Origin of the sequence: Candidatus Laterigemmans baculatus (assembly GCF_010367455.1) — a bacterium.
In the GTDB taxonomy this organism is placed as follows: domain Bacteria; phylum Planctomycetota; class Planctomycetia; order Pirellulales; family Pirellulaceae; genus Laterigemmans; species Laterigemmans baculatus.
Genome location: NZ_WRPR01000028.1, coordinates 1 through 22,403, shown reverse-complemented (window position 1 = coordinate 22,403; position 22,403 = coordinate 1). Strand labels below are relative to the sequence as shown.

The following is a 22,403-nucleotide window of genomic DNA, read 5'->3' as shown; positions in this document are numbered from 1 at the left end:
TCGCGGATGGCCCACTTCACTCCTCTCCACCTGGACGCGACGCTGTGGGGCGAGATCGCTTGGCAGCCCCTGATCGCCTATCTGCTGATCGCCTTGGCGGCAGCCTGGGTGCTGCGGCGGACGTGGCGGACCGTTCAGCGGGCGGCGCGGGGGGGCAGTCGGCCCGGCGAAGCCAGCGGCGGCTGCAGCAGTTGCCCCCAAAACATCGGCGGCAGTGAAGGCCCCAAAGCCAAACCGCTCGTCCAGCTCGCGCCCAAACCCCGCGGCGAAGATTCTCGGTCGGCATGAGCCGCAAGGCGCTAGCCGCGGGTTCCGTCGCGCTGTCGAACGGTCTGAGCTTGCGACTGGCCGCCGCTACAACGTTACCATTCTCCGCGGCGCGGAGCGGATTGGGCCCGAGGCTTGGGCCCGAGGCTAGCGCCTACGGCTCAGGGGAGCGGGTCCCCTGCAACTCACCTGTCCGGCGTCGGAAATGCCGAGGCGGGCTGCGGCGGGGGGCTCGTCTGGAGCGTTCCCACGATCTCGCTGACGCTCTCGGCACCGAGCTCCGCCAGGGCTGCCGGCAGGGCGTCGATCATCCGCGTCGAGATGGTCGGGTCGTAGTAATTGGCCGTCCCGATCTGGACGGCGGAGGCTCCGGCGACGAGAAACTCCATGACGTCGTCGATGCTTTGGATTCCACCGATTCCCACGATCGGCACGTCGACCGCTTGCCGCACTTGATGCACGCATCGCAGCGCCACCGGCTTGATCGCTGGTCCACTCAAGCCTCCCATGACGTTCCCGAGCAGCGGACGCCGGGCGCGCCAATCGATCGCCATGCCCAGCAGCGTGTTGACGAGACAGACCGCATCGGCTCCACCCTCGGCGGCCGCCGCTGCGATGTCGACGATCCGCGTCACGTTCGGCGTCAGCTTGGCCAGCACCGGCACGTCGCTCACCGCGCGAACTCCGGCAACAACCTCGCGGCACGCTTCAGGACTGGTCGCATAGTCGACGCCTCCCGAGACGTTCGGGCAGGAGAGGTTCAGCTCCAGCGCTGCGACGCCCGGCTCCCCGGCGACCTGCGCCGCCATCCGTACAAACTCGTCCCGCGTCTTTCCGGCAATGCTGACGACGATTGCGGTGCCGATCCCCGCCAGGTAGGGCAGGTGATTCTCGAGGAACGCGTCGACTCCATCGTTATCGAGACCGATCGAGTTGAGCAGCCCCGCCGCCGTCTCCACCGTCCGCCAGGGAGCATTGCCCGTTCGCGGCTCGGCCGTGATCGTCTTGGGCAAGATTCCCCCAAGCCGGCTGCAGTCGACGATCCGCTCCATCTCGCGGGCGTAACCAAACGTTCCGGAAGCGACCAGGATGGGGTTGGCGAGCGTCAGGCGTCCGAGGTGAACCGAGAGATCGGGCATGGGGAGCGAGTGGGTTGAAATGCGAAACGTGACCAGAGAGAGTTTACTCTTTTGAGCCGTAGGCGCTAGCCTCGGGCCTCCGCGCGCCCCGGATTTCCAATGCACCGCCCGCGGCTAGCGCCGTCGGCTCAGACGTTTTTGACGGCGGCCCGCACTACCTCAGCGGCCCCCACTACCTCAGCGGCCCGAACTACTTCAGCGGTTGGCACAGCCGCACGTCGATCTCTCGCAGCAGACCGTCGGCGACTGCTTCCTTGCTGCCGGCCAATTCAGCGAGCACTTCCCCATCGGGAGCGAGCAGCGCGACCTGCGTTTCCGCGGCGTTGATTGCCTCGGCTCCGTTGCTGACCATCAGATCGCAGTGCTTGCGTTCGAGCTTGACGATCGCTCGGAAGTGATGGTCTTCGGTTTCGAGAGCGAACCCCACGACCCACTGGTCCGCCCGTTTCTGCTGGCCGAGCGTGGCGACGACGTCGGGCGTCTCGATGAACTCCACCACGAGCGGACCGCCCGTCTTGGCGATCTTCTGCACGTTCACCTGTCGCGGCCGATAATCGCAAGGGGCAGCGGCGCCGATCGCCCCCTGACAGCCGGCAAAAAGCTCTCCCGCCACCGCCAACATCTGCTCGGTCGTCTCCACGTCAACGACTTCCGCACCGGCCGGATAATCGACCGCCACCGGACCGCTGACAATGACCACTTGGTGGCCGAGCCGCAGTGCCGCAGCGGCCAGCGCGGCTCCCATTCGCCCGCTACTGGCGTTGGTCAGGTAGCGGACCGGGTCGAGATACTGACGGGTTGGCCCGGAAGTGATCAGGATGCGAGCCAACGCGTCGCTCCGCGCGAGTGTGAGGACGAGTGGGCTACTCGGTGAGCTCAGCCGGCGCTTCGTCGTACTGCGGTTCGAGCACGTCGGAGTAGAGCCGCGAGTCGGAGAGCGTGCCACCGATGAACAGCGCGACGAAGAACAGCGCGGAGACAAACACGATCGCGTTGAACGGTTTGTCGAACGCCAAGTGCATGAAAAACAGCACCACGAGCGAGGCTTTGATCGTCGCGATCAACATGCTGAGGAGCACGTCCCAGCCGCCCAGCTCGAGACTCGCCTGGGCCACCGTGATCACAGTCAAAAAGAGCAGCGAGATGAAGACGGCCACCAGCCCCCAAACAGGGAAAGGGTGGGCGAAATCCCAACCGGGTCGTCCTCCGTGCCCATGGGCACCATGACCATGAGCGCCATGACCATGAGCGCCGTGGCCGTGGTCGCCTGCCGCGTGATCGTGAGCGACCGTGGTCTCTTGAGGAGTGGCGTGATTGGACATCGGACGTGAAAACCTGCGAGAAATAATGCGAGAGGGGGCTGAAATCGGCGGACTAGCGAATCAGGTACAGCAAGGGGAACACATAAATCCAAATCAAGTCGACGATGTGCCAGTACAGCCCCACGTAGTCGACCGGTCCGAAATAGTTCGACTCGAATTCCCGGCGAGCCGCCCGCACGATCAACCAGGTGAGAAAGCCCATGCCGACCAGAATGTGAAACGCGTGCAGTCCAGTGATGCAGTAGTAGATACTGAAGAAGACTCCGCCGAGCCGCGGCGTGTCGATCGCTTGCACGAGCTCACCCACCGGACCGGTCACATCTTCAGCCGACGTGGTGATCCGGCCGCTCGCCATCTCCGCCTGCCGCTCCTCGGCCAACAACTGCTGCCGCACGCCGCTGTTGGTTTCCTGCTGCGCCAATTGCCCGACCACGCCCGTCGCTCGGGCAACGGCCGGCTCGTTCTCAGCATCGGCCGCGTCGATCGGTTCGACGCCGGTCGGCTCGACCGGATCCTGCCGGTGGATCCCTTCCTCTTCGCCCACCAACGGGCCAATCTCCGCGAGACTCTCCTCGGCACTCTCGGAAACGTGCTCAACGCCTTCAGTCGACTCGCCCGATTCGAGCAGCATCCCCAGCCCGACACCGGCAAAAAAGCTCAGCCCCGCTGCGAGCAGCGGACCGGCAACCAGCGACTGGAAAGCGTTCTTGCGAACCTTGGCGATCACATACCAAACCAGCAACCCAATGGTCGCGATGGCGAACGGGGCGGCCATCCAAATCAGGAAGGGAGAAAGCCCCTCGTGGTGATGGACCGCATGGGGGTCGTAGCTGTAGAAGCCTGCCGGGAGCAGCCCCAGGTCCATCTTGTGCGAGTACTCGATCGACTTAACGCCCAAGAACAACGAAGCGCACCCGAGGGTCGCACCGAGCATCCCGACCAGCATCCGGTGCTGCTCGAGCTGAGCACAACGCACCGCCCACGCCATTGTCAGAGAGCTGAACAGGAGCACGCCCGTGTTCACCGCTCCGAGCTGGGTGTTCAAGAACACGCTGCTGCCAACGAATACCTCTGGCCGCATCGCCCGATAGATGGCGTAGGCACAAAAGAGCCCGCTGAACATCATCACTTCGGTCACCAGGAACAGCCAGATTCCGAGCTTCCCGGAATCGAATTGCTGCTCGGGGGTATCGAAGTGGTGGGCGAGGAACGCCGGATGATCGCCGTGATCGTGATCCTCGGCGGTGGCATCGTGCGGGAGTGCTTCGGTGGTTGCCATGGGGGCGAACTGGTTCAGGTTGAGCGGTTGCAGGAATCGGTAGGATCAGGAACCAAAGTCCCGAGTAATGGTTCAGCTGTGGCTGTCCTTCGCCGTCGCTGGCTCGGCCTGCGGCGTCTTCGGCAGCACCTCCCGCGGGGGCGAGGTGAACACGTACCCGTCGATGCTCCGGTCGTAGTCGATGTGATCGAATTCATACGGATCGCCGACCACCGGAGCGTGGGCAAAGTTGTAATGCGGCGGCGGGCTGCTGCAATGCCACTCGAGCGTTGCTCCACCCCAAGGGTTCGACGGAGCCAGCTTGCCCTTGAACAACGCGTGCAACAGCGTCAACCCGGCGACCAACAGACCGAACCCAAGCAAGAACGCGCCGATCGACGACATCTGATGCAGTCCCTGGAACTCGACGTCGTACGTCGCATATCGCCGCGGCATTCCACGGCTGCCCAGGATGAACTGCGGGAAGAAGGTCAAGTTAAAGCCGATAAAGACGATCGCGGCGCTGATGCGGCCCCAGAACTCGTTGTACATCCGGCCGAACATTTTTGGCCACCAGTGGAACAGGCCACCGACAAACGCCACCACCGTTCCGCCCATCATCACATAGTGAAAGTGGGAGACGATGAAGTACGTGTCGTGCAAGTGCAGGTCGGTGTTGAGCGTTCCCAGGAACAATCCGGTCAGACCGCCGATCGTGAACAGGAACAAGAACGACAAGGCGTAACACATCGGCGTCGTCAGGCTGATCGAGCCCTTATACATCGTCGCCAACCAGTTGAAGACCTTGATCGCCGACGGAATCGAGACGCTGAACGTCAAGGCGCTAAAGACAATCGTCGTCAGGTTGCTCATCCCGCTGGTGAACATGTGGTGTCCCCAGACGAGGAAGCCGAGCAGCGCGATGGCGATCGAGCTGTAAGCGATGAAGCGGTAGCCGAAGATGCCCTTATGGCTGTGCACGCTGATCAATTCGCTGATGATGCCGAAGCCCGGCAAAATCATGATGTACACGGCCGGATGGCTGTAGAACCAGAAGAAGTGCTGGTAGGTCACCGGGTCGCCGTTGTACTCGGGGTCAAAAATCCCGATGTGCATCGTCCGTTCGGCGATCAGCAACAACAGCGTGATCCCGAGCACCGGAGTCGCCAGAACCTGAATAATGCTGGTCGCGTAGGTCGCCCACAGGAACAGCGGCATCCGGAACCAGGTCATCCCCGGCGGCCGCATGGTGTTGATCGTCACGATGAAGTTCAGCCCAGTGAAGATCGAGCTGAAGCCGAGCACAAAAGCACCAAAAGTTGCCAGCACCACGGAGGTGTCGGTCGTCGTGCTATAGGGCGTATAGAACGTCCAGCCGGTGTCGAGACCGCTCGACAGCAAAGCGCCGACGAGGAACAGCGCGCCGAAGCACCACAGGTAGAAGCTTCCCAGGTTCATTCGCGGGAAAGCAACATCCTTGGCTCCGAGCATGACCGGGACCAGGAAGTTTCCAAGCGCCGCGGGGACGCTCGGAATGATGAACAGGAAGACCATGATCGCGCCGTGAAGCGTGAACACTTGGTTGTACTGGTCGTTCGTCAGGGGCAGCGCCCCATCGGGAGCCATTAGGTGCGCCCGAATCGCCATCGCCAGCAAGCCACCGACCAGGAAGCTGGTCAGAATACCGATCAGGTACATCACCCCAATTCGTTTATGGTCGAGGGTGAACAACCAGCTCGCCAAACCGCGGGAATGATTTAGATAGTTGTCGGCAGCGTATCCGGCATGAGTCGCCGATGTAGCCATCGTCAGTCCTCGAAATAAATGATGCGTTCCGATGCCGCGGCGTCGGTGGTTGTTGTGCAGGGGTCGTTGTGCAGTGGTGGGTGGCGAGATCAGTCGCCATTGAGACTTTTGATGAAGGCGACCAAGCTGTTGATCTGCTCGTCGGTCAACTGGCCTTTATAAGACGGCATCACCGCCTGGTATCCGGCCACGATCTTGGCCCGCGGATCGAGGATCGACTCGCGCACGTAATTTTCGTCGACCGTGACCTGCTCGCCCGACTCAAGGGCGTGGGTGGTTCCGAACAGTCCGGCAAAAGAGGGACCGACCAACCGCGTCCCGTCAATCGAGTGGCACGATTGGCAGCCGCGAGTCTGATACAGTTGGCGGCCGTACTCTTCGTCCGTCATTCCCTCCGGCTTGACGTTGGCCGCCGCGAGCCACGCTTCGAAATCTTCCTGCGTCTCGTGGACCACCACGACCGTTTGCATCTGCGAGTGATCGCGGCCGCAGTACTCGGCGCAGTACAGGTCAAAGTAGGTATAGCCCTGACGGGTGAAACCGTACCGCTCGGGGTCGAAGTCGCCGCCGTGGTTCTCCTCGGCATCCTTCAGCGCCTCGTCGAGCTCTGCCTGCGACACCTTCTCGCTGGCCACGGTCGCTTCGAACCAAATCACATTGTAACGTCCCGGAACGACGTCCCGCTTAATGCGAAACGCGGGGACATACAGGCTGTGGATGACATCGGTCGACCGCATCACCAAGCGGGTGGGCTGATTGACCACCGCGTGCAGTTCGGGGCTCACGATGCCATTGCCGTAATCCATCGACCAGTCCCACTTGAACGCCTGCACGTTCACTTCGGCCGCACCGGTCGGCGGCTCGCGCTGATCGAGGTAGCCCCAGCTGCCGCGGACGAACATGATCACGAGGACAAACGCGGGAAAGACAGACCAGCTGATCTCGAGCACGTTATTGTGCCGCACGCGGCTGGTCGCTTTGCCCCCCTTGGGCTGATGGTACTTAATCGCAAACCAAGCGAGCGCAATCACGATCGGAATGAAGAACGCGATACAGATCCACAGGATCATGTTGAAGGTACTATCGACCTCACCGGCAAAAGTCGACGCGTCCTGCGGGAACCAGAGGCCGTCGTTGACGTCGCCCCAAAGGGGACTGAGAAATGGCCCGAACATCTGCTGAATCATCCTCGAACAGGAAAACGCGATTGGATTTGCTTACTTAGACTTGTTGGCCACCGGCCGCGGGAGGAGCGGTCCCAGTTCCATCGTCGCCGCCGCTCATCTCGCCGTCGCCGTGACTGCCGTGACTGCCGTGACTGCCGTGACTGCCGTGCGAATCGTCGCCTTGCGCACTGCGGCGGCGGCCAATCCAGAACGGAGTCATCGTCACCAGCAACACGCCCACGGTCAGCACCGCACCGATCCGCATCAGCCGCCAAGCGCTCGCCGTGTAGCGATTCCGCTCGGCGTCGTAGCTGAAACAGAGCAGCAACAGTTGATCGACCGCCGAACCGATCGTCCCCTTCGAAGCCTCGACCAGCGCCATCTTGACTTGGTCGGGCGGGAAGGCCACGTCCAGCGAGTAGCGGGTGATCACTCCGTCGGGCGACACAAAGGCCAACATCGCCGGATGGTAATACTCTTTAGTCAGTTCGTCGTACCGATATCGAAAGCCCATCCGCTCCGACAACGCCTCGATCGAAGGCTCCGACATCGTCAAAAAATGCCAGCCCTCGCTCGCCTTCGGCTGGTTTGGCAGTTGAGCGACATACTTGGCTTTGGTCTCCCGGCTTCGCGCCAGCGGCTCCTTCGGATCGATACTCACGGTGACGATTTGGAAGTCGTCACCGATCTGCAGATCCAGCTTGTCGAGCGACACGACCAGTTGCGAAAGCTGAACCGTGCACAGCATCGGACAGTCGCTGTAGTTCAACGTCACCAGCACCGGTCGCCGGCCGTCGAAGTACTGGGCCAAGCGGACCTTGCGGCCCTGCGAATCGACCGCCGAGAGGCTCAGCGGCAGCTCCGCCCCAAGTTGCTGATCGACCCCCACGTCGCGGACTTCCCGCGGCACGCTCTCATTCAACTGAGCGTGCCCTGGAACCGCCCAGCAGAAGGCGAGCGCCAGCGCGGCGGCGGTCGACAGGGTTTGCTTAGGATTCATCATCACCGGTAGCCGGTTCGTCGGATTCGGGGCTCGGCTCGCTCGCCGGCTCTTCCTTCTCCTCAGCCGGGGCTTCTGCCGCTTCCTCCGCCGCCGGAGCCTCATCCTGCTCCGCCGACACTGCCTCGACGTCCGCCGCCTCTTCGACGTCGTCCGCAGGTGCTTGGGTGTCCTCTTCCGCGGGCGTTTCTTCCGCCGCTTCCGCCGACGTCTCTGCCGGCGTTTCCGCCGGAGCCGCTTCCTGCTCAGCGGGCTCTGCCGCCTCGGGGGCCGGCTCTTCCTTCATTTCCTCAGCCGCAGGCTTTTGGGCGGGCTCTTCGACCGGGGTCTCGCTGGACGCTTGGCCTTCGCTCGATTCCGCCTTCCGCTGGACGATCAAGGTCATGGCCCGCTCGATCGGGATATGCACCGCACCGGTTTCCGCGTCGCGGCCGTAGCTGCGGATCTGCTCGGCCTCGGCGGCCAGATAGGCGTTGCTGATGCTGTACTCGCTGCCGGCCAGCTTGACGTCGTTGTGCCGGCTCAGCAAAGCGTAGTAGAGCACTTGGACAGCCAGGATCGTGACCGCGGTCAAAGCCGCTGAAACGATGCCCACCACCCAAATCTGGCGTGCGTTAAGGTCGTCGTATTGAGCCATGTGAGGACTCGCGCCGAAGGCAAGAAAGGATGGAATTGGATCAGATGTTGTGGAACGCCAGCGATTCCTGAAGACGCGGATCTCGCACCGGAATCAAAGGAGCTCCATCGCCTGCTCGCAGCACCGCCCCAATAAACAAACCGACCATTCCCAGGCTGCACAACACGGTCGTCACGACCCCCATCACACCGCCGGTCGGCGACTCGGTGACCGAAGGCATCACCAGCCAGTAGATGTCGACGAAGTGCATCAGCAGCACGTAGGCGGCCCACCCGCAGACATACGCCGGCCGGCGACGAAGGTTGCGATTGAGCAGGGCCAAGAACGGCAGCAGCCAGTGGAAGAAGACCAGGATCAGCGAGACGATGGCCCACCCGTGCTCCTGGCGGTCGCCAAACCAGAAGGTCTCTTCCGGAATGTTGCCGTACCAAATCAGCAGGTATTGGCTGAACGCGATGTAGGTCCAAAAGGTGACGAAGCCAAATATCAGTTTAGCAAGATCGTGATAGTGTTCGACTGTGACTTGTTGACGCAGCGACCCGGCAGCCTGCACCAGATACACCCCAACGGTGATCGCGCAGATCGCCGACAGCATTCCCCCGGCGAAAATGTAGACCCCGAACATCGTGCTGAACCAGATCGGCTCGAGCGACATCACCCAGTCAAAGGCGGCGAACGTGACCGACAACGAGAACAGGATCACCGCCGGTCCGCTGAAGGCCTGCATCCGCTCGGTCAGGCGAATCTCCGCCGTATCGTCCTGGCGACGGCTGAGCCGAAAGAAGTACAGCGCAAGCCCCGCCCAAATCGACAAGTAGAGAATTGCACGCAGCGTGAAGAACCAGTCGCTCAGATAGATCCCCTTGCTCCGCTGCGGACTCTCGGGGTTCAGCCAGTCGGGATGGTGAGCGGCAACCCACTCTTCGCTGTCCCACCGATAGAGCGTTCCCTCACCGATCCAGAGCGTGGCCAGAATCGGCAGGAACAGGACCGCCATCACCGGCAGCACCGACATCAACAGCTCGGCGACCCGCCGGACCGTGACGCTCCAACCGGCCCGGCAGAGATGCTGGATGATGACGAAGAACAGGGCCCCGAGGCTGATCGTGAGGCAGTACGTATAGGCCGTCAGGTAAGCGCCCATCGCGAACCGCATCTCAACGGAGCTGAAGATCGCGCCGAGCAAGACGCCGACGAGCAGCAACACGGCGCCAACACCCATCATCGGCATCGCGAGCCGCGCCACGGGCGAAGGCAGTCGCAGTGTCGGGTTTTCCGGTTCAATATTCATGTTCGTAGTAAGCTGACGGGGTGGGACCGCATCACAAAGTAAATTGGAGACTCGCGGGGCTAATCATTCGGCTTGGGCGACGGCCGCTCGCTGGCCCGCCGGCACGTCCGACTCTTCGGCGTTCTGGCTCAACTGCAGGGCCCGCACATAGGCCACGATGGCCCAGCGATCCGAAGCCGAAATCTGCGCTCCGTAGCCGGGCATCTTGCGGATGCCGTTGGTTATCACGCTGAACAATTTGCCGTCGGCGTAATTGTTTGCATACAAGATGTCTTGGTGCAGCGACGACGGCTGGACCCACGTCGGCGACTGAATTCGCTGGGCTCGCAGATGCACAAGCCCGGTCCCCCGGCCGCTGACTCCATGGCAGACCGCACAGTAGATGTTGAATTTCTCCTGCCCCGTCGCGAGCAGCTCGGCATCGACTTCGAGCGGGTTGTCCTGCAGCCAGGGCGTATTGTCGACCGGCTCGCTCGCTCCACCCGCCGCCTGAGCGTCTGCCACCTGATCGCCCGCCGCCTCGTCCGCTGGAGCCGCCTCATCCGCCGGAGCCTGTGCGACCAGTCGCACCAGATGCTCGGCCCGAGCCGGGTCCATCGCGGCCAGCGCTTCCATGTCGACGCCGGTCTGGAAATCGATGTCGAAACCATCTTCGCTGCGAATGACGGTTCCCGGAACGTCGGGACGCATCACCCGGCCGTCGGCGAACAGCGTCGTGACCTGCTGGGCATCCTTGGCCGGCGAAAAGTCCATGTCGTAGAAGACGTGGAACCGCGGCTGTGAACTGGTGGTGACCCGCATCATGGCAACCACGAGCACCGGGATGATCGCTACCATCGCCAACACGCCGGCGAGCGTGAAGAAGATCTTCGGGACCTCGGTCGGGGTCTCATCCTCTACGACGGGGTCGACCGATGCCGCGCCGGAGTCGCCGAGCAAGCGAGCGACGCCTTCCCCGTCGTACCGTGCGTCCTTGGCATCGACATACAGGAAGAACTTATCGTCCGTGGCCAGGTCGAACCGCGGGTTGGTGAACACCGGGTTGCTGAACCGCGGCAGCCGGTTGAGCGCCAGCATGCCGAAGAACGATCCGAAGCTGGCGAACAGAATCGTCAACTCGAACGCCACTGGAATGAACGCCGGAAGGCTGATGTAGGGTTTGCCCGAAATGATGTACGGGTAATTGATCGAGTTCATCCAGATCTGCATCGCCAGCGCGGTCAATGCGCCGATGACGCCGCCGGTGAGCGTGATCCAGGGGAGCTTCGTCGGCTTGATACCCAACGCATCGTCGATCCCATGGACGGCGAACGGCGTGTACGCGTCGATCTTCGTGTAGCCGGCATCGCGGATCCGGCGGGCAGCGGCGAGCAATGAATCGACCGAATCAAACTCGGCCATCATTCCGTGCGTGCTTTGATTGTTGGAATCGGACATCGTTAGCGAGGGTGGTTCGTCCGGTGGATATGGATAATCAATGTTCGGTGACGTGATGGGACGCGTGACGCAACTGGTGGGCGAGCGTCGCCTTGGTCTCAGCCATGTTGATGATCGGCATGAACCGACAGAACAACATGAAGAGGGTGAAGAACAAGCCGAACGAGCCTATCAACATGCCCCAGTCGACCCACGTGGGGCTGAAGTAACCCCAGGCACTGGGCAGATAATCGCGAGACAGCGAGGTGATCACGATCACAAACCGCTCGAACCACATCCCGATATTGACGAAAATCGTGACGATGAAAATCAATACCGGGTCGGTTCGCATCCGCTTGAACCAGAACAACTGCGGGCTGATCACATTGCAGGTAATCATCGTCCAGTAGGCCCACCAGTAGGGTCCGAAGGCACGGTTGATGAACGCAAACTGCTCCGCCGGAACCTGGCCGTACCAAGCGATGAAAAATTCAGTGCCGTAGGCCAAACCGACGATCGAACCGGTCGCCAGAATGATCTTGCACATATTTTCCAAGTGCCGGACCGTGATCAGATGTTCGAGCTTAAAAATGCTCCGCGACGGGATCATCAGCGTGAGCACCATCGCGAAACCGCTGAAGATCGCCCCGGCGACAAAGTACGGCGGGAAGATCGTCGTATGCCAACCGGGCACCTGACTGACCGCGAAGTCGAACGACACGATCGTATGCACGCTGAGAACCAGCGGAGCGGCCAAAGCGGCCAACAACGCATACGCCTTTTCATACCGCATCCAGTGCCGGCTCGACCCACACCATCCGAGGGCCAAGATCCCGTAGGCCATCCGCCGCCACTTATTCTTCGAGCGGTCGCGGAATGTCGCCAGGTCGGGCACCATCCCCATGTACCAGAACAACAGCGACACGGTCCCGTACGTGCTGACCGCAAACACGTCCCACAGCAGCGGGCTGCGGAACTGCGGCCACATCCACAGGTTCAAGCTGGGGTAGGGGGCCAGCCAGTACGCCAACCAGGCGCGACCGACGTGGATCCCTGGAAACGTTCCCGCACAGACGACCGCGAAAATCGTCATCGCCTCAGCCGCGCGGTTGATGCTCGTCCGCCACTCCTGACGGAACAGGAACAGAATTGCGCTAATCAACGTTCCCGCGTGTCCAATACCGACCCAAAACACGAAGTTGACGATCGGCCATCCCCAGAAGACCGGGTCCCGGTTTCCCCAGACGCCGACCCCGTTGTAAATCAAATACGCAATCAGCAGCCCGAACATGCTGGCCAAGCTGGCCGAGACCAAAAAACCCAACACCCACAGCTTCGAAGGCGGCTGTTCGGCAATGCTCGAGACCGACTCGGTGATCGTATGGTACGTCGTATTACCCAGGACCAACGGGGCGCGTTCGCCCGGTCGCTCGACCGTGTTGTCCAGACCTGTGGTTGCGGCGATTGCCATGGAATTACCGAATCGACTGAATGGCTGAAATGGCTGGCGTCCGAAGACGCGACTGGTTTTGAATGTGTTTCAAAAGATGGGCACCGCAGGCACCCAACTCACAAATGCGTTGCTCAGGAGTGTTCTTCATGCGCCGGAGCGGACGCGTCATGCGATTCCTCGCCGTGCCCGCCTTCCCCATGACCTTCGCCGTGCCCTTCCTCTCCGTGGCCACCATCGCCATGGCCGGCATGGTGGTGAGCGGCGATTTCCGGCAACCGCTTCAGGTCCAGCAACTGCGTGGAAGTCATCAGCCGCGGCGGGGTATTGCGGATCCGAGCCAGATATAGGTTGCGAGGCTTGGTGTTCAACTGGTCGAGCATCGCATAGGCCCGAGGATTGTGGTGCTGCTTGGAGACTGCCGAATTCTCGTCGGCGATGTTCCCAAACTGGATCGCACCACTCGGGCAAGCCTGCTGGCAGGCGGTCTGGACGTCGCCGTCTCGAATCCCGCGACGACCATCCTTGATCGCTTCGATCTTGCCCGCTTCGACGCGTTGGATACAGAAGGTGCACTTCTCCATCACACCGCGGCCGCGAACCGTGACCTCGGGGTTCAGGACCAACTGCTTCAACTTGCGATTGGCCTTCTCGATGTTGCTCGGGAAGGCATCGATCCCGTACCCAACACCAACGTCTTCATTCCAGTTGAAGTAGTTGAACCGGCGAACCTTATAGGGGCAGTTGTTGGCACAGTACCGCGTGCCGATGCAGCGGTTATAGGCCATCGCATTGATGCCGTCGTCGGTGTGCATCGTCGCGGCGACCGGACAAACCGATTCGCACGGCGCTGTCTCACAGTGCTGGCAGAGCATCGGCTGCTGAACCACATCGGCGTGGTCCTCGTCGCCCTGGAAGTAGCGGTCGATGCGAAGCCAGTGCATCTCGCGGCCCATCGCCACCTGCTCCTTGCCGACGATCGGAACGTTATTCTCCGACTGACAGGCGATCACACAGGCATTGCAGCCGAGGCACTTCGTCAGATCGATCGACATCCCCCACTGCGGCAACTCGGGACGCTCCTCCTCGATCGTGTCGATCGGCTCCTTCCAGAGCGAACCGACCCCTTCGGGCTTGTGCACACCGAGGTACTGAGCAAAGTCCTCGACCAGCCGGTACAGGTCCTTGGTCCCCTCGCGAACGAGCTGGTAACTGCGGTCCTCCGCCTCCTCGCGGCCGAGCGGGTCGATTGCCCAGTGATCCTGCGTCGTCGCCAACACATATTCGTGCCGCCGCGGACGACCCCGAACTCCGGTCGCGATCTGCATCGTCTCGGTCGTGCGAAGCGGCTGAACATCAAAACCGACCGGCTCGATATCCAGCTCCCGAAACCCGCCGATCACACCGGCGCGGGTCCGGCCGTACCCGTAGGGCACCACCACCACACCGGGAGCGACACCGGGAATCTCATACACCGGCAGCTCAAGCGCGTCGTCCCCAAAAGCCGCCATCACACCATGGTGAACACCCAACTCCCGGGCAGTGCGCGGGCTCATGATCGCCGCGTTGTCCCAAGTCAGCTTGGTGACTCGCTGAGGCATTTCCTGCAGCCAGCCGTTATTGGCAAACCGGCCGTCGTAAACGCCGTCGGCGGGGACGAAAACCAGTTCCAGACTGTCGATGTCGATCGCATCGGTCGCCACGGGCGTCGGCTCGGCAATCGGCTCATCGCCGCCGCTGAACGTCACCTCGACGGGCGACACACCCAGCCCCTCGCGGTAACCGTCGTGCAACAACTGACGCCACTCGCGGTCGCTCAACGAACCGCCAGCGACCTGATCGGCGGTCCGCCGAACAATGGCCTCTCCGGTCCGCTCATCCGCTCCGAGCATCCCAGCAATGACCTCCAGCGCCGTGCGACCGTTGAGCAGCGGCAGAATATGGGGCTGACAAACCCCGTAGTGCCCCTCGTCGCCAAAACAGTCCCCCCAACTCTCGAGCGGGTGAGCCGCCGGCAGCGACCACTGGCAAAGGAAGCCGGTCTCGTCGTCATACTCACCGAGATAGATCGAGTTCTCGACCCGCGCGATCGCTTCCGCCAAAGGCACGTCAGCCGGCGCCGTGAATACCGGGTTGCCGCCGAGCACCAACAGCGTGCCGACCTCGCCGCTCTGAATACCCGCGACCAACTCTGTGAGATCCACCGTCTCACCCAAGCCGGCATCGGCCGACTCGAGAAACAACAGCGTCCGACCGATGTTCTCCAGCTTGCTGTTCAAGCGGACGCCAGCCGCGACCGCTTCGGGCCCGAGGTGCTCACCCACGACCACCAGCGACTCGCCGCGAGCACCGACCAAATCCCGGGCAAGCACATCGAGGAATCGCTCGAGCTTCTCCTGCGGATCGAGCTCATCGAACGGCAACTCGTTCTCGACGACCGCCTCCGCCGCACCACCCGCGATACCCTCAACCCGCTCCTCGAGAGCGGCCAGGAAAGCCGGCATTTGCGAGGGCCGCAGCGCCAACCGGGCGTCGGCCGACATTCCGGTCGCCGAGAAGCCAGCCTCGGCCACATAGAGCCGATTCATCTCCTCGCCGTCAGTGTTTCGCCCAGCCGAGAACCGGCGAGCATTCCGCACAAAGCCCGGGTGCTGGCCAACCAGATCGGACTCGAGGGCAAAAATCACTCGCGTCTTGTCGAGCTCCAACAATGGCCGCACCGGCTGACCGAAAGCAGCCTGCATCGCTTGGCGATCCGCGCCGCCGCGAACCGAGTCGTAAACACAGAGACTGAGATCGGGAACCGCCCGCCGCAACTCGGCGACCATCCGCACCAACGAAGGAGACTGCGTCGGCGGCATCAACACCGCCACCCGGCCAGCCGACTGACCGGCAACGAGCGGCCGCGCGTACGCCTCGAAGGCACCCCACTCGCTAGCCTCCCGCTTTCCGCCAACCCGCCGCACGACCTCGCTCGCCCGATCCGGGTCATAAAGCCCCAAAATCGAGGCCTGAGCAAACAGATCGGTACCGCCGCCCGACGCTGGATGATCGGGATTCCCCTCGATCTTCAACGGACGGCCGTCCACGCAAGAGACAAGCAAGTGATGAACGCGATCGGCCAACTCGAAGTTCGTCGCCCGCAAGTAGGGCTCACCCGGAACCCGCCCCTCGGGCCGAATCACGAACGGGGCGATCGTTTCTTCGGGATAGCGACACCCAATCGTGCCGGCCATCGCCAAAGAAGCACCCATCAACTGCAACCAACGGCGACGGGAGACCCCCTCGGGATATTCCGAAGCGGCAACCGGAAACTCGCGGTGCAGAAACTGCTCGAACTCGGGCGTCTGCCGCAGCTCGTCGAGACTGCGCCAGTAACGCCGCTGCGACTGAGTTTTCATGTGTGTCATCGGTGACAAACGGCACAGTGGGTTAGCGGAGTGATATCTTTTTCTTCGACTAGCTGCTCACCCAACTCAACCGGGTCAACACCCTCCTCGGGCTGCCAATCTAGCTTGGTAACAAACTCAACCGGCCGAATGTGCGGGGCAGGATTGCGGTGGCAATCGAGGCACCACGCCATCGAGAGCTCCTTGTCCTGATGCACGACTTCCATCTTGTCGACGCGGCCGTGACAGCTCACACAACTGACACCCGAGTTGACGTGCGCGGCATGGTTGAAATAGACGAACTCGGGGAGGTTATGCACCCGCTTCCATGCCACGCTCCGCCCCGACTCCCAACTCTCGTGGATCGGCCGCAGATCGACACTGTCCGGCCGCACCGCCGCCAGCGCCGCTTGGTTGTCCTCGCCGTAGGGGCTGTGACAATTCACGCACGTGGCCGTCGGCGGAACCGCCGCATGAGCCGCATCGAACACCGTGTTGTGACAGTACCGACAATCCATCCGGAGCTCGCCGGCGTGAATCGCGTGACTGAACGGCACGGGCTGCTCCGGCTGGTAGCCGACATTCAGCGTCTGAGGATCGGTCAAAAAACCGCCTAGAGCTCCGGCATAGACTGCCCCAGCGACAACGAAGCCGCCGAGCAGCACCAGGAAACGGTTGACCCAACGTGGAAAGAGAAAGCGATCCATTGCGACTGTGGGGATCGAGCGGTTAGGACTCTGCATCCGCTGTGGGAAGCACGACCAGGAGTGATGAACGTTCGCCGTTCGGGCAGTATCGCCCTCACCCCGTGATCATCGCAAGGGCATGCCGCGGGTCGCGACAATCGACCGCAACCCCGCCCCGAGGTGCTTGCCGTCACAACTCCCCAAGCGGCCGGAACGTCGCCACCAAGACGCGGGGCCTGCCGATTCACTCGGACAATGGCAAGCACTCGACAGCCGGAACGCAAGTCGCGACATGGAAAGCCAAGGTGCCGTGCCAAAGTGTCGTGCTCGGAGAATTTTTCGTCGGCTCGCCCCGCCGCTCGCGACCGGCGAGTCCCGATCCATTTCCCCGGGGCGACTCGGCCGATCGGCGGTCGGCGATTGTTTGCTCCCGCGCACAGCCTCTACAATCGTTAGCATGAAGCTTCTTCGCATCCTCTGGTGCTCCTTCACCTCGGGCACCGGCTCCCGCTCGGATTGCGGCTCAGGATACTGTCTGCCTTATGTGTAAAACCCGCCCGACCATTTGTTGGTCGCCCCGTTCGTCGCTTCTCGGCTGCGTCCAGATGTTGCTAGCGCTGCAGCTCCCGGTTGCAGCGGGCTCCGTTGCAGCGGGTTCCGTCGCGGGGGGCGCGGTCGCGCTGAGCCTCCTGGTGGGAGCAGCCCTCGTCCCCGAAGCGTTTGTCGGCCAAGCGGCGGCTCAGAATTTTGGGATGAGCGTCGGCACGCCTCCCGGACGGTTCATCGAGCCGCCGCGTTCGATCGCCCAAACGCTCTCCAGAGCCGAGCGGGCGGTCGCGACGCAGCGGTACAGCGATGCGGTCGTGGCCCTCGGAGATCTGCTCGCCCGCGAACCGGTCGACGGAGATGACGCCGACCTAACGGGGCAGGATTTTTTCCTCGACGCCGATCAGGGCAATCCACGAACGCGGCAAAGCCTGCTTCGAAAAGCCGAAGCGATGCTCGGGCAACTTCCTCCCGAAGGACTCGACATCTACGAGGCGCGGTACGGCCCTCAGGCGCGGCGGTTAGTGGACGAAGCCGGCGGGGCACGGGATCGAGCGGGCCTGCGGGAGGTCTCGCGGCGCTATTTCCACACCACCGCTGGCTACGAAGCGACACTGCTGCTCGGTTACTTGGAGCTGACCGAGGGGCGACCGGTGGCGGCGGTCGCCATCCTGCGGCGTCTGACGGCGCAGCCCCGGGCCACCGCCAGCCTTGGCAACGCACCGCAGGTTGCTCTGGCCGAAGCCGAGTATCTCGCCGGCCTCGAACCGGCGGCCGATGGTCCCGGGCTCGGCAGCACCGCGGTGAACGTCGGGGGCCGCGGAGTCGATGTCCCTCGGGGTGGCCCCGACGCAGCCTGGTTTCAGCAGATGTTCGGCAGCCTCAGCCATCGACGGGCCGCCACTGCCGAGCAGACGAGGATCGCTTCCGGAGGGCCGGCTCGTCGCGGTGCCGGCGGCGGACATTTGCCGCTGAGCAGCATCCGCTGGCTCCTTCCGACGACTAGCAGCCAACGGCAGCAACGAACGCTCGATGAATTCATCGAGGCAGCCGCTCACAGCAGCGACGTACCGGCGCCGAGCTGGCAGCCGATCGTCGTCGACGGTCAGCTGCTGATGCGAACCACCGAGCGGATGGTGGCCGTCGATTTCGCGACCGGCAAACGGATTTGGGAGTACCCCTGGTTCAGTGCCGCCGACAGCCTCGAGGCGGACGAGATCGAAGTCGACCAGATGGGCAACGACAGCGCCGCCCGCGACCTGCTGGTCCAGCGGGTCTGGAACGATCTGCCGTATGGCCGGATCAGTAGCGATGGCAGCCGCGTCTTTCTGCTCTCGGACCTCGGCGAGCTGGAGATGTCGAGCATCGGTCCGCTGGGTGTGCCTGGATTTCGAATGGCCGAACCCCACGGCGGAGGGTCGAACACGCTCGTCGCTCTCGATCTCGCGACCGAAGGAAAGCTTCTCTGGATGCGTGGCAAGGAGGGGCAGGAGCCGGAAGAGAACAGTCTGGCCGAAGCCTTTTTCCTCGGGCCCCCGCTGCCGGTCGACGGCGCGCTCTACCAGATGGTCGAGCTCTCCGGCGACATCTATCTCCTGAGCCTCGATCCGTTGACCGGCCGCGAGTTGTGGCGACAGCAATTGCTCGCCAACGAAGGGGGAGGCATCGTGAACGACCCGGTTCGCCGGGTCGGCGGAGCGATGCCCGCCTACAGCGACGGGGTTCTGATCTGCCCCACCTCGGCCGGTGCCATCGTGGCCTTCGATCTCGCTAGCCGCACGCTGCTCTGGGGAACCCAGTTTCAGCGGAGCGATGCGATGGAGATGATCCGCGGCCGTCGCCGCGGAGTTCCCGAGCAAACGATGCTGCTCCGCCGCTGGCTCGACGGGACGCCGATGATCGCCGACGGCCGCGTGCTGGTCAGCCCAGTCGAGTCTGATTCGCTGTACGGCTTCGATCTGCTGACGGGTGAACCGCTGTGGCCGCCGATCGCGCGGAAGGACTACCGATACGTCGCCGGGATCCGCGACGGCCAGTTCCTGCTGGTCTCGACCAATCGGGTCCAGGCCTACAGCCTCAGCACGGGGCTCGCGACCTGGTCCACCCCCGTCAGCCTGCCGATCGAAGAAGTGGTCGCTGGGACTGGCGTGTTCGGGGACGGCGTGTACCTGCTGCCGACCACCGCCAATGCGATCCTCGAAATCGACTTGGAGAGTGGCAAAGTGCTCCGCCGCCGCGAAACCGAGTTCCCCGTCGGCAACCTTTTGGCAACTGCCGACAGCATCGTTTCCCAGGATGCGACGACGCTGGCGGTCGCCTACGCCGAAGAACCGTTGTTGCCGATCGTCGAAGCCCGGTTGGCGGCGAACGAGAACGACCACTGGGCCATGATCCGCCGCGGCGAGTTGCTCCTTCAGCAAGGCGAGCGGAGCGAGGCGATCGAGTGGCTGCTCAAGGCGCGTCGCCAAGACCCCCAGGATGAGGAAGTCCGCGTGCTGCTGATCGATGCGATGCTCGCCACGATCCGCGAAGGCGAGACGCCGAATCCGGAAGCCGCTGAGCTGCTCGAAGGACTGATTGAATTGACTCCCCAGCGAATCGAGTTGCTGCGGCTGCAGGCCGGTGGGGCGATCGCCGCCGAGCAACCGGTCGCGGCGGTCGAGCATCTGGTCGCTCTGTCCTCGGTCGTGCTGCGAGAAGAACAGACGATGCGGGCTCGGGCACCGCGACAGATCGACACCGGTCCCGCTTCCCGAACCTCGCTCGACGGCTGGATCGCTGCCCAACTGCGCGTCTCTCTCGAGCTCGCCGATCCCGCCCAGCAAACGACGATCGAGCAGCAGATTGTCGCGCATGTCGAACCGCTGACCAACGACACGCCGATCGTCCGCCGCCGCCTGCTCGACCAGTTCGGCCGGTCGGCGGCGACCGATCCGATCCGACGCGGGCTGTTCGACGCCGCTCTCGAAGAGGGGCTGCCGGTCCAAGCCGAACGCTTGGCTCTCGACGCCCTCACCGCTCTCGAAGCCAGCCGCCAAGCAAATCCGGGGGGCGGAGAGCCTGCCGAGTCGGATCGTGCGCGAACGATCGAGTGGAGCCGGCGGCTAGCGGAACTGTATGTCCGCACCGGATTTGCCGAAGACGCTCACCTCCTGGCCGCCCGCGCTGTGGCGGCCAGCCGTCCGAACGCCGCACCGGAAACGGGAGCCAGCGAGGAAGCGGAGTCCGCGGGTGCCGCGACTGGCGAACTGCGGGAGTTGCAACGGCGGATCGCCGAGTTGACCGCGCCGCACTCGTGGCCGGCGGGCGTGCGGGTGACCGCCCGCGATGAACTGAATCGCCAGCAGCTCGCCCGCAACCGCCCCGAACCGATCGAAGTGGTTTCCCGCCGCGGAGCCACCATGGCGGGCTGGGTACCGCAGATCGACGCGACAGGCTCGATCGTGCTTCGCGACCCCCAAGGCAAAGACCATGCGATCGCATTCGACGGCGGGCAGATCGACAAGGATCTCAAACAAGCCACGGTCGACGGTGGGCTGATGATCTTGCTCATGCCCCAGGAATTGGTCGCGATCGACCTCTTCTCGCTCGGCCAAAACGGGATCGATGCGGTCCTCTGGCGGCGTCCCTGGAGGTCGCAGACCGGCAACGACACCGTTCGCAGCCGCAGCGCTCCCGACTTCCTCGGTGACAATCGCAAGAACTATGTCTATCTGACGGGCCAGCGCGGAGCGGGGATGATTGGCGTGATGCGGCTCGGCCCGATCGTCGGGGAGCGGTTCTTCTTGCTGCAAGGCAACGAGCTGATTGCCATCGACGCGTTGACGAATGAGGAACTTTGGCGGTCGAGCGGTTACGCCGATGACGCCCACGTCGTCGCCGACGCCGAACATGTCGCCGTCGTCTCCCTCCGCGACGGTGTCCAGGTGCTCCGCAGCGAGGATGGGCAGCTCGTGCGGAGCGAACCGTGGGACTCGAATCACCGGATCCATCTTGCCGCTGGCCCGCATTTGCTGACCAGCCACTTGCGCCAGACGGCTGCCGACCAGCCGCCGACCGAACGGGTCATTCGGCTCCACGACCCGATCACCGGCCGCGATGTCCTGACCGCAAAGATCGAACCGGAGTCGAATGAGCCAGAGTCGGAGGCAGCGAGGTCCGGGGCGGCCGAGGGGGATGCCCCGGAGTTTACGCCACGTCCCGCCGCGGAACCGCAGCCAGCTCCCGCGTTTGCCCGGATCCTGGATGGCCGGATCATGGCGGTAATGACCGACCAGGGACGCGTGCTCGTCTGGGATCTGTATCGAGGCCTTCAGATCGCCGACACCACCGTCGAGACTGGCGGACGGCTTTCGGGGATCAACGCATTGCTGTGGGGCGATCAACTGCTGATCACCGCCACCCGCCGCGACGATCGCACGGTCGATCCGAACAACGCAGCGAACATGGATTACGGTTGGGGCGAACAACATGTGGAGACCGACGGTCCGATCCACTCGATCTCGCTCGAGGATGGCTCGCTGCGTTGGAGTTACGAGCTGGACGGAGCGTGGGGCGTTACCCGCTCGCAGCCGAGCGGTGGTCCGCTGCTGGTCCTGACTCGAGCCGCTCGCTCGTACCCGAACGCCGGCAAGCCGGTAAAACGCATGGACCTGCTCGCGATCGACACCCGCGATGGGAGCCTGGCGGCAAGCGTCGATGACATGGAAGTGGAGAGCAACTTCAACGACATCAGCACCGATGCAGTGATCGCACCCGAGGACAATACCGTCGACGTGCGGATGTCGCGGTACGGTTTCCTGTTCAAGTTCATCGAGACCCCGCTCGCGGAAGCGGAGCGTCGCCTGGACGCAGAGACGATCGAAGCGCAGATCCAAAAATCGAGACAGCAGGCGATCCCTGAACCACAAGGCATCTTCGACCCGCAAAGATAAAACGGGAGCCGGGAGCCGGGAGCCGGGAGCCGGGAGCCGGGAGCCGGGAGAAAAATCCCAAATCTCAATTTCCAAATTTGAAATTCCGGCAACCGG

General features: G+C 63.1%; 15 protein-coding genes. 2 read left to right on the top strand and 13 right to left on the bottom strand.

Translation table 11 applies throughout. From position 1 onward, the window contains the following. Positions 1–6 precede the first annotated feature (6 nt). Positions 7–288, top strand: coding sequence for a hypothetical protein (locus GNK13_RS06125; protein WP_164101625.1), 282 nt, complete (start codon positions 7–9; stop codon positions 286–288). Between the two features lie 164 nt (positions 289–452). On the opposite strand, the gene GNK13_RS06120 is transcribed toward GNK13_RS06125, so the two are convergent. The 13 genes from GNK13_RS06120 to GNK13_RS06060 all read right to left on the bottom strand — a co-directional run bounded on the left by GNK13_RS06120 (position 453) and on the right by GNK13_RS06060 (position 16,848). Next, a complete protein-coding gene (locus GNK13_RS06120) occupies positions 453–1,406 on the bottom strand; it encodes a dihydroorotate dehydrogenase (RefSeq protein WP_164101624.1) in 954 nt (317 codons plus the stop codon). A 190-nt stretch (positions 1,407–1,596) separates the two neighbouring features. Next, entirely contained in the window at positions 1,597–2,235 is a 639-nt protein-coding gene (locus GNK13_RS06115) for a phosphopantothenoylcysteine decarboxylase (RefSeq protein ID WP_235934818.1), read from the bottom strand. Positions 2,236–2,269: 34 nt separating this feature from the next. Next, the gene (locus GNK13_RS06110) at positions 2,270–2,728 is read right to left on the bottom strand and encodes a cytochrome C oxidase subunit IV family protein (protein ID WP_164101623.1); all 459 of its coding nucleotides are present in this window, start codon (positions 2,726–2,728) and stop codon (positions 2,270–2,272) included. Between the two features lie 52 nt (positions 2,729–2,780). Further along, positions 2,781–4,007, bottom strand: a complete 1,227-nt coding sequence (locus GNK13_RS06105; protein ID WP_164101622.1) for a cytochrome c oxidase subunit 3 — start codon at positions 4,005–4,007, stop codon at positions 2,781–2,783. Positions 4,008–4,079: 72 nt separating this feature from the next. Then, complete coding sequence (locus GNK13_RS06100; RefSeq protein WP_164101621.1) at positions 4,080–5,792, bottom strand: cytochrome c oxidase subunit I; 1,713 nt, start codon at positions 5,790–5,792, stop codon at positions 4,080–4,082. Between the two features lie 89 nt (positions 5,793–5,881). Continuing rightward, complete coding sequence (locus tag GNK13_RS06095) at positions 5,882–6,967, bottom strand: cytochrome c oxidase subunit II (RefSeq protein ID WP_235934817.1); 1,086 nt, start codon at positions 6,965–6,967, stop codon at positions 5,882–5,884. A 46-nt stretch (positions 6,968–7,013) separates the two neighbouring features. Next, positions 7,014–7,961: an SCO family protein gene (locus GNK13_RS06090; RefSeq protein ID WP_203545342.1), complete on the bottom strand. Its 948-nt coding sequence runs from the start codon at positions 7,959–7,961 to the stop codon at positions 7,014–7,016. Beyond that, on the bottom strand, positions 7,948–8,595 hold the full coding sequence (locus GNK13_RS21430; protein ID WP_203328948.1) for a hypothetical protein: 648 nt from the start codon (positions 8,593–8,595) through the stop codon (positions 7,948–7,950). Before GNK13_RS21430 ends, GNK13_RS06090 begins: the two co-directional genes overlap by 14 nt. 40 nt (positions 8,596–8,635) lie before the next feature. Then, entirely contained in the window at positions 8,636–9,886 is a 1,251-nt protein-coding gene (locus GNK13_RS06080) for a hypothetical protein (RefSeq protein WP_164101618.1), read from the bottom strand. A gap of 63 nt (positions 9,887–9,949) precedes the next feature. After that, on the bottom strand, positions 9,950–11,323 hold the full coding sequence (locus GNK13_RS06075; protein ID WP_164101617.1) for a quinol:electron acceptor oxidoreductase subunit ActD: 1,374 nt from the start codon (positions 11,321–11,323) through the stop codon (positions 9,950–9,952). A 37-nt stretch (positions 11,324–11,360) separates the two neighbouring features. After that, positions 11,361–12,773: an NrfD/PsrC family molybdoenzyme membrane anchor subunit gene (gene nrfD / locus GNK13_RS06070; RefSeq protein WP_164101616.1), complete on the bottom strand. Its 1,413-nt coding sequence runs from the start codon at positions 12,771–12,773 to the stop codon at positions 11,361–11,363. Positions 12,774–12,886: 113 nt separating this feature from the next. Then, the gene (locus GNK13_RS06065; RefSeq protein ID WP_164101615.1) at positions 12,887–16,153 is read right to left on the bottom strand and encodes a TAT-variant-translocated molybdopterin oxidoreductase; all 3,267 of its coding nucleotides are present in this window, start codon (positions 16,151–16,153) and stop codon (positions 12,887–12,889) included. Between the two features lie 5 nt (positions 16,154–16,158). Continuing rightward, complete coding sequence (locus GNK13_RS06060) at positions 16,159–16,848, bottom strand: cytochrome c3 family protein (protein ID WP_164101614.1); 690 nt, start codon at positions 16,846–16,848, stop codon at positions 16,159–16,161. A 671-nt stretch (positions 16,849–17,519) separates the two neighbouring features. Here GNK13_RS06060 and GNK13_RS06055 point away from each other — a divergent pair. Continuing rightward, positions 17,520–22,307, top strand: a complete 4,788-nt coding sequence (locus GNK13_RS06055; protein WP_164101613.1) for a PQQ-binding-like beta-propeller repeat protein — start codon at positions 17,520–17,522, stop codon at positions 22,305–22,307. Positions 22,308–22,403: the final 96 nt, after the last annotated feature.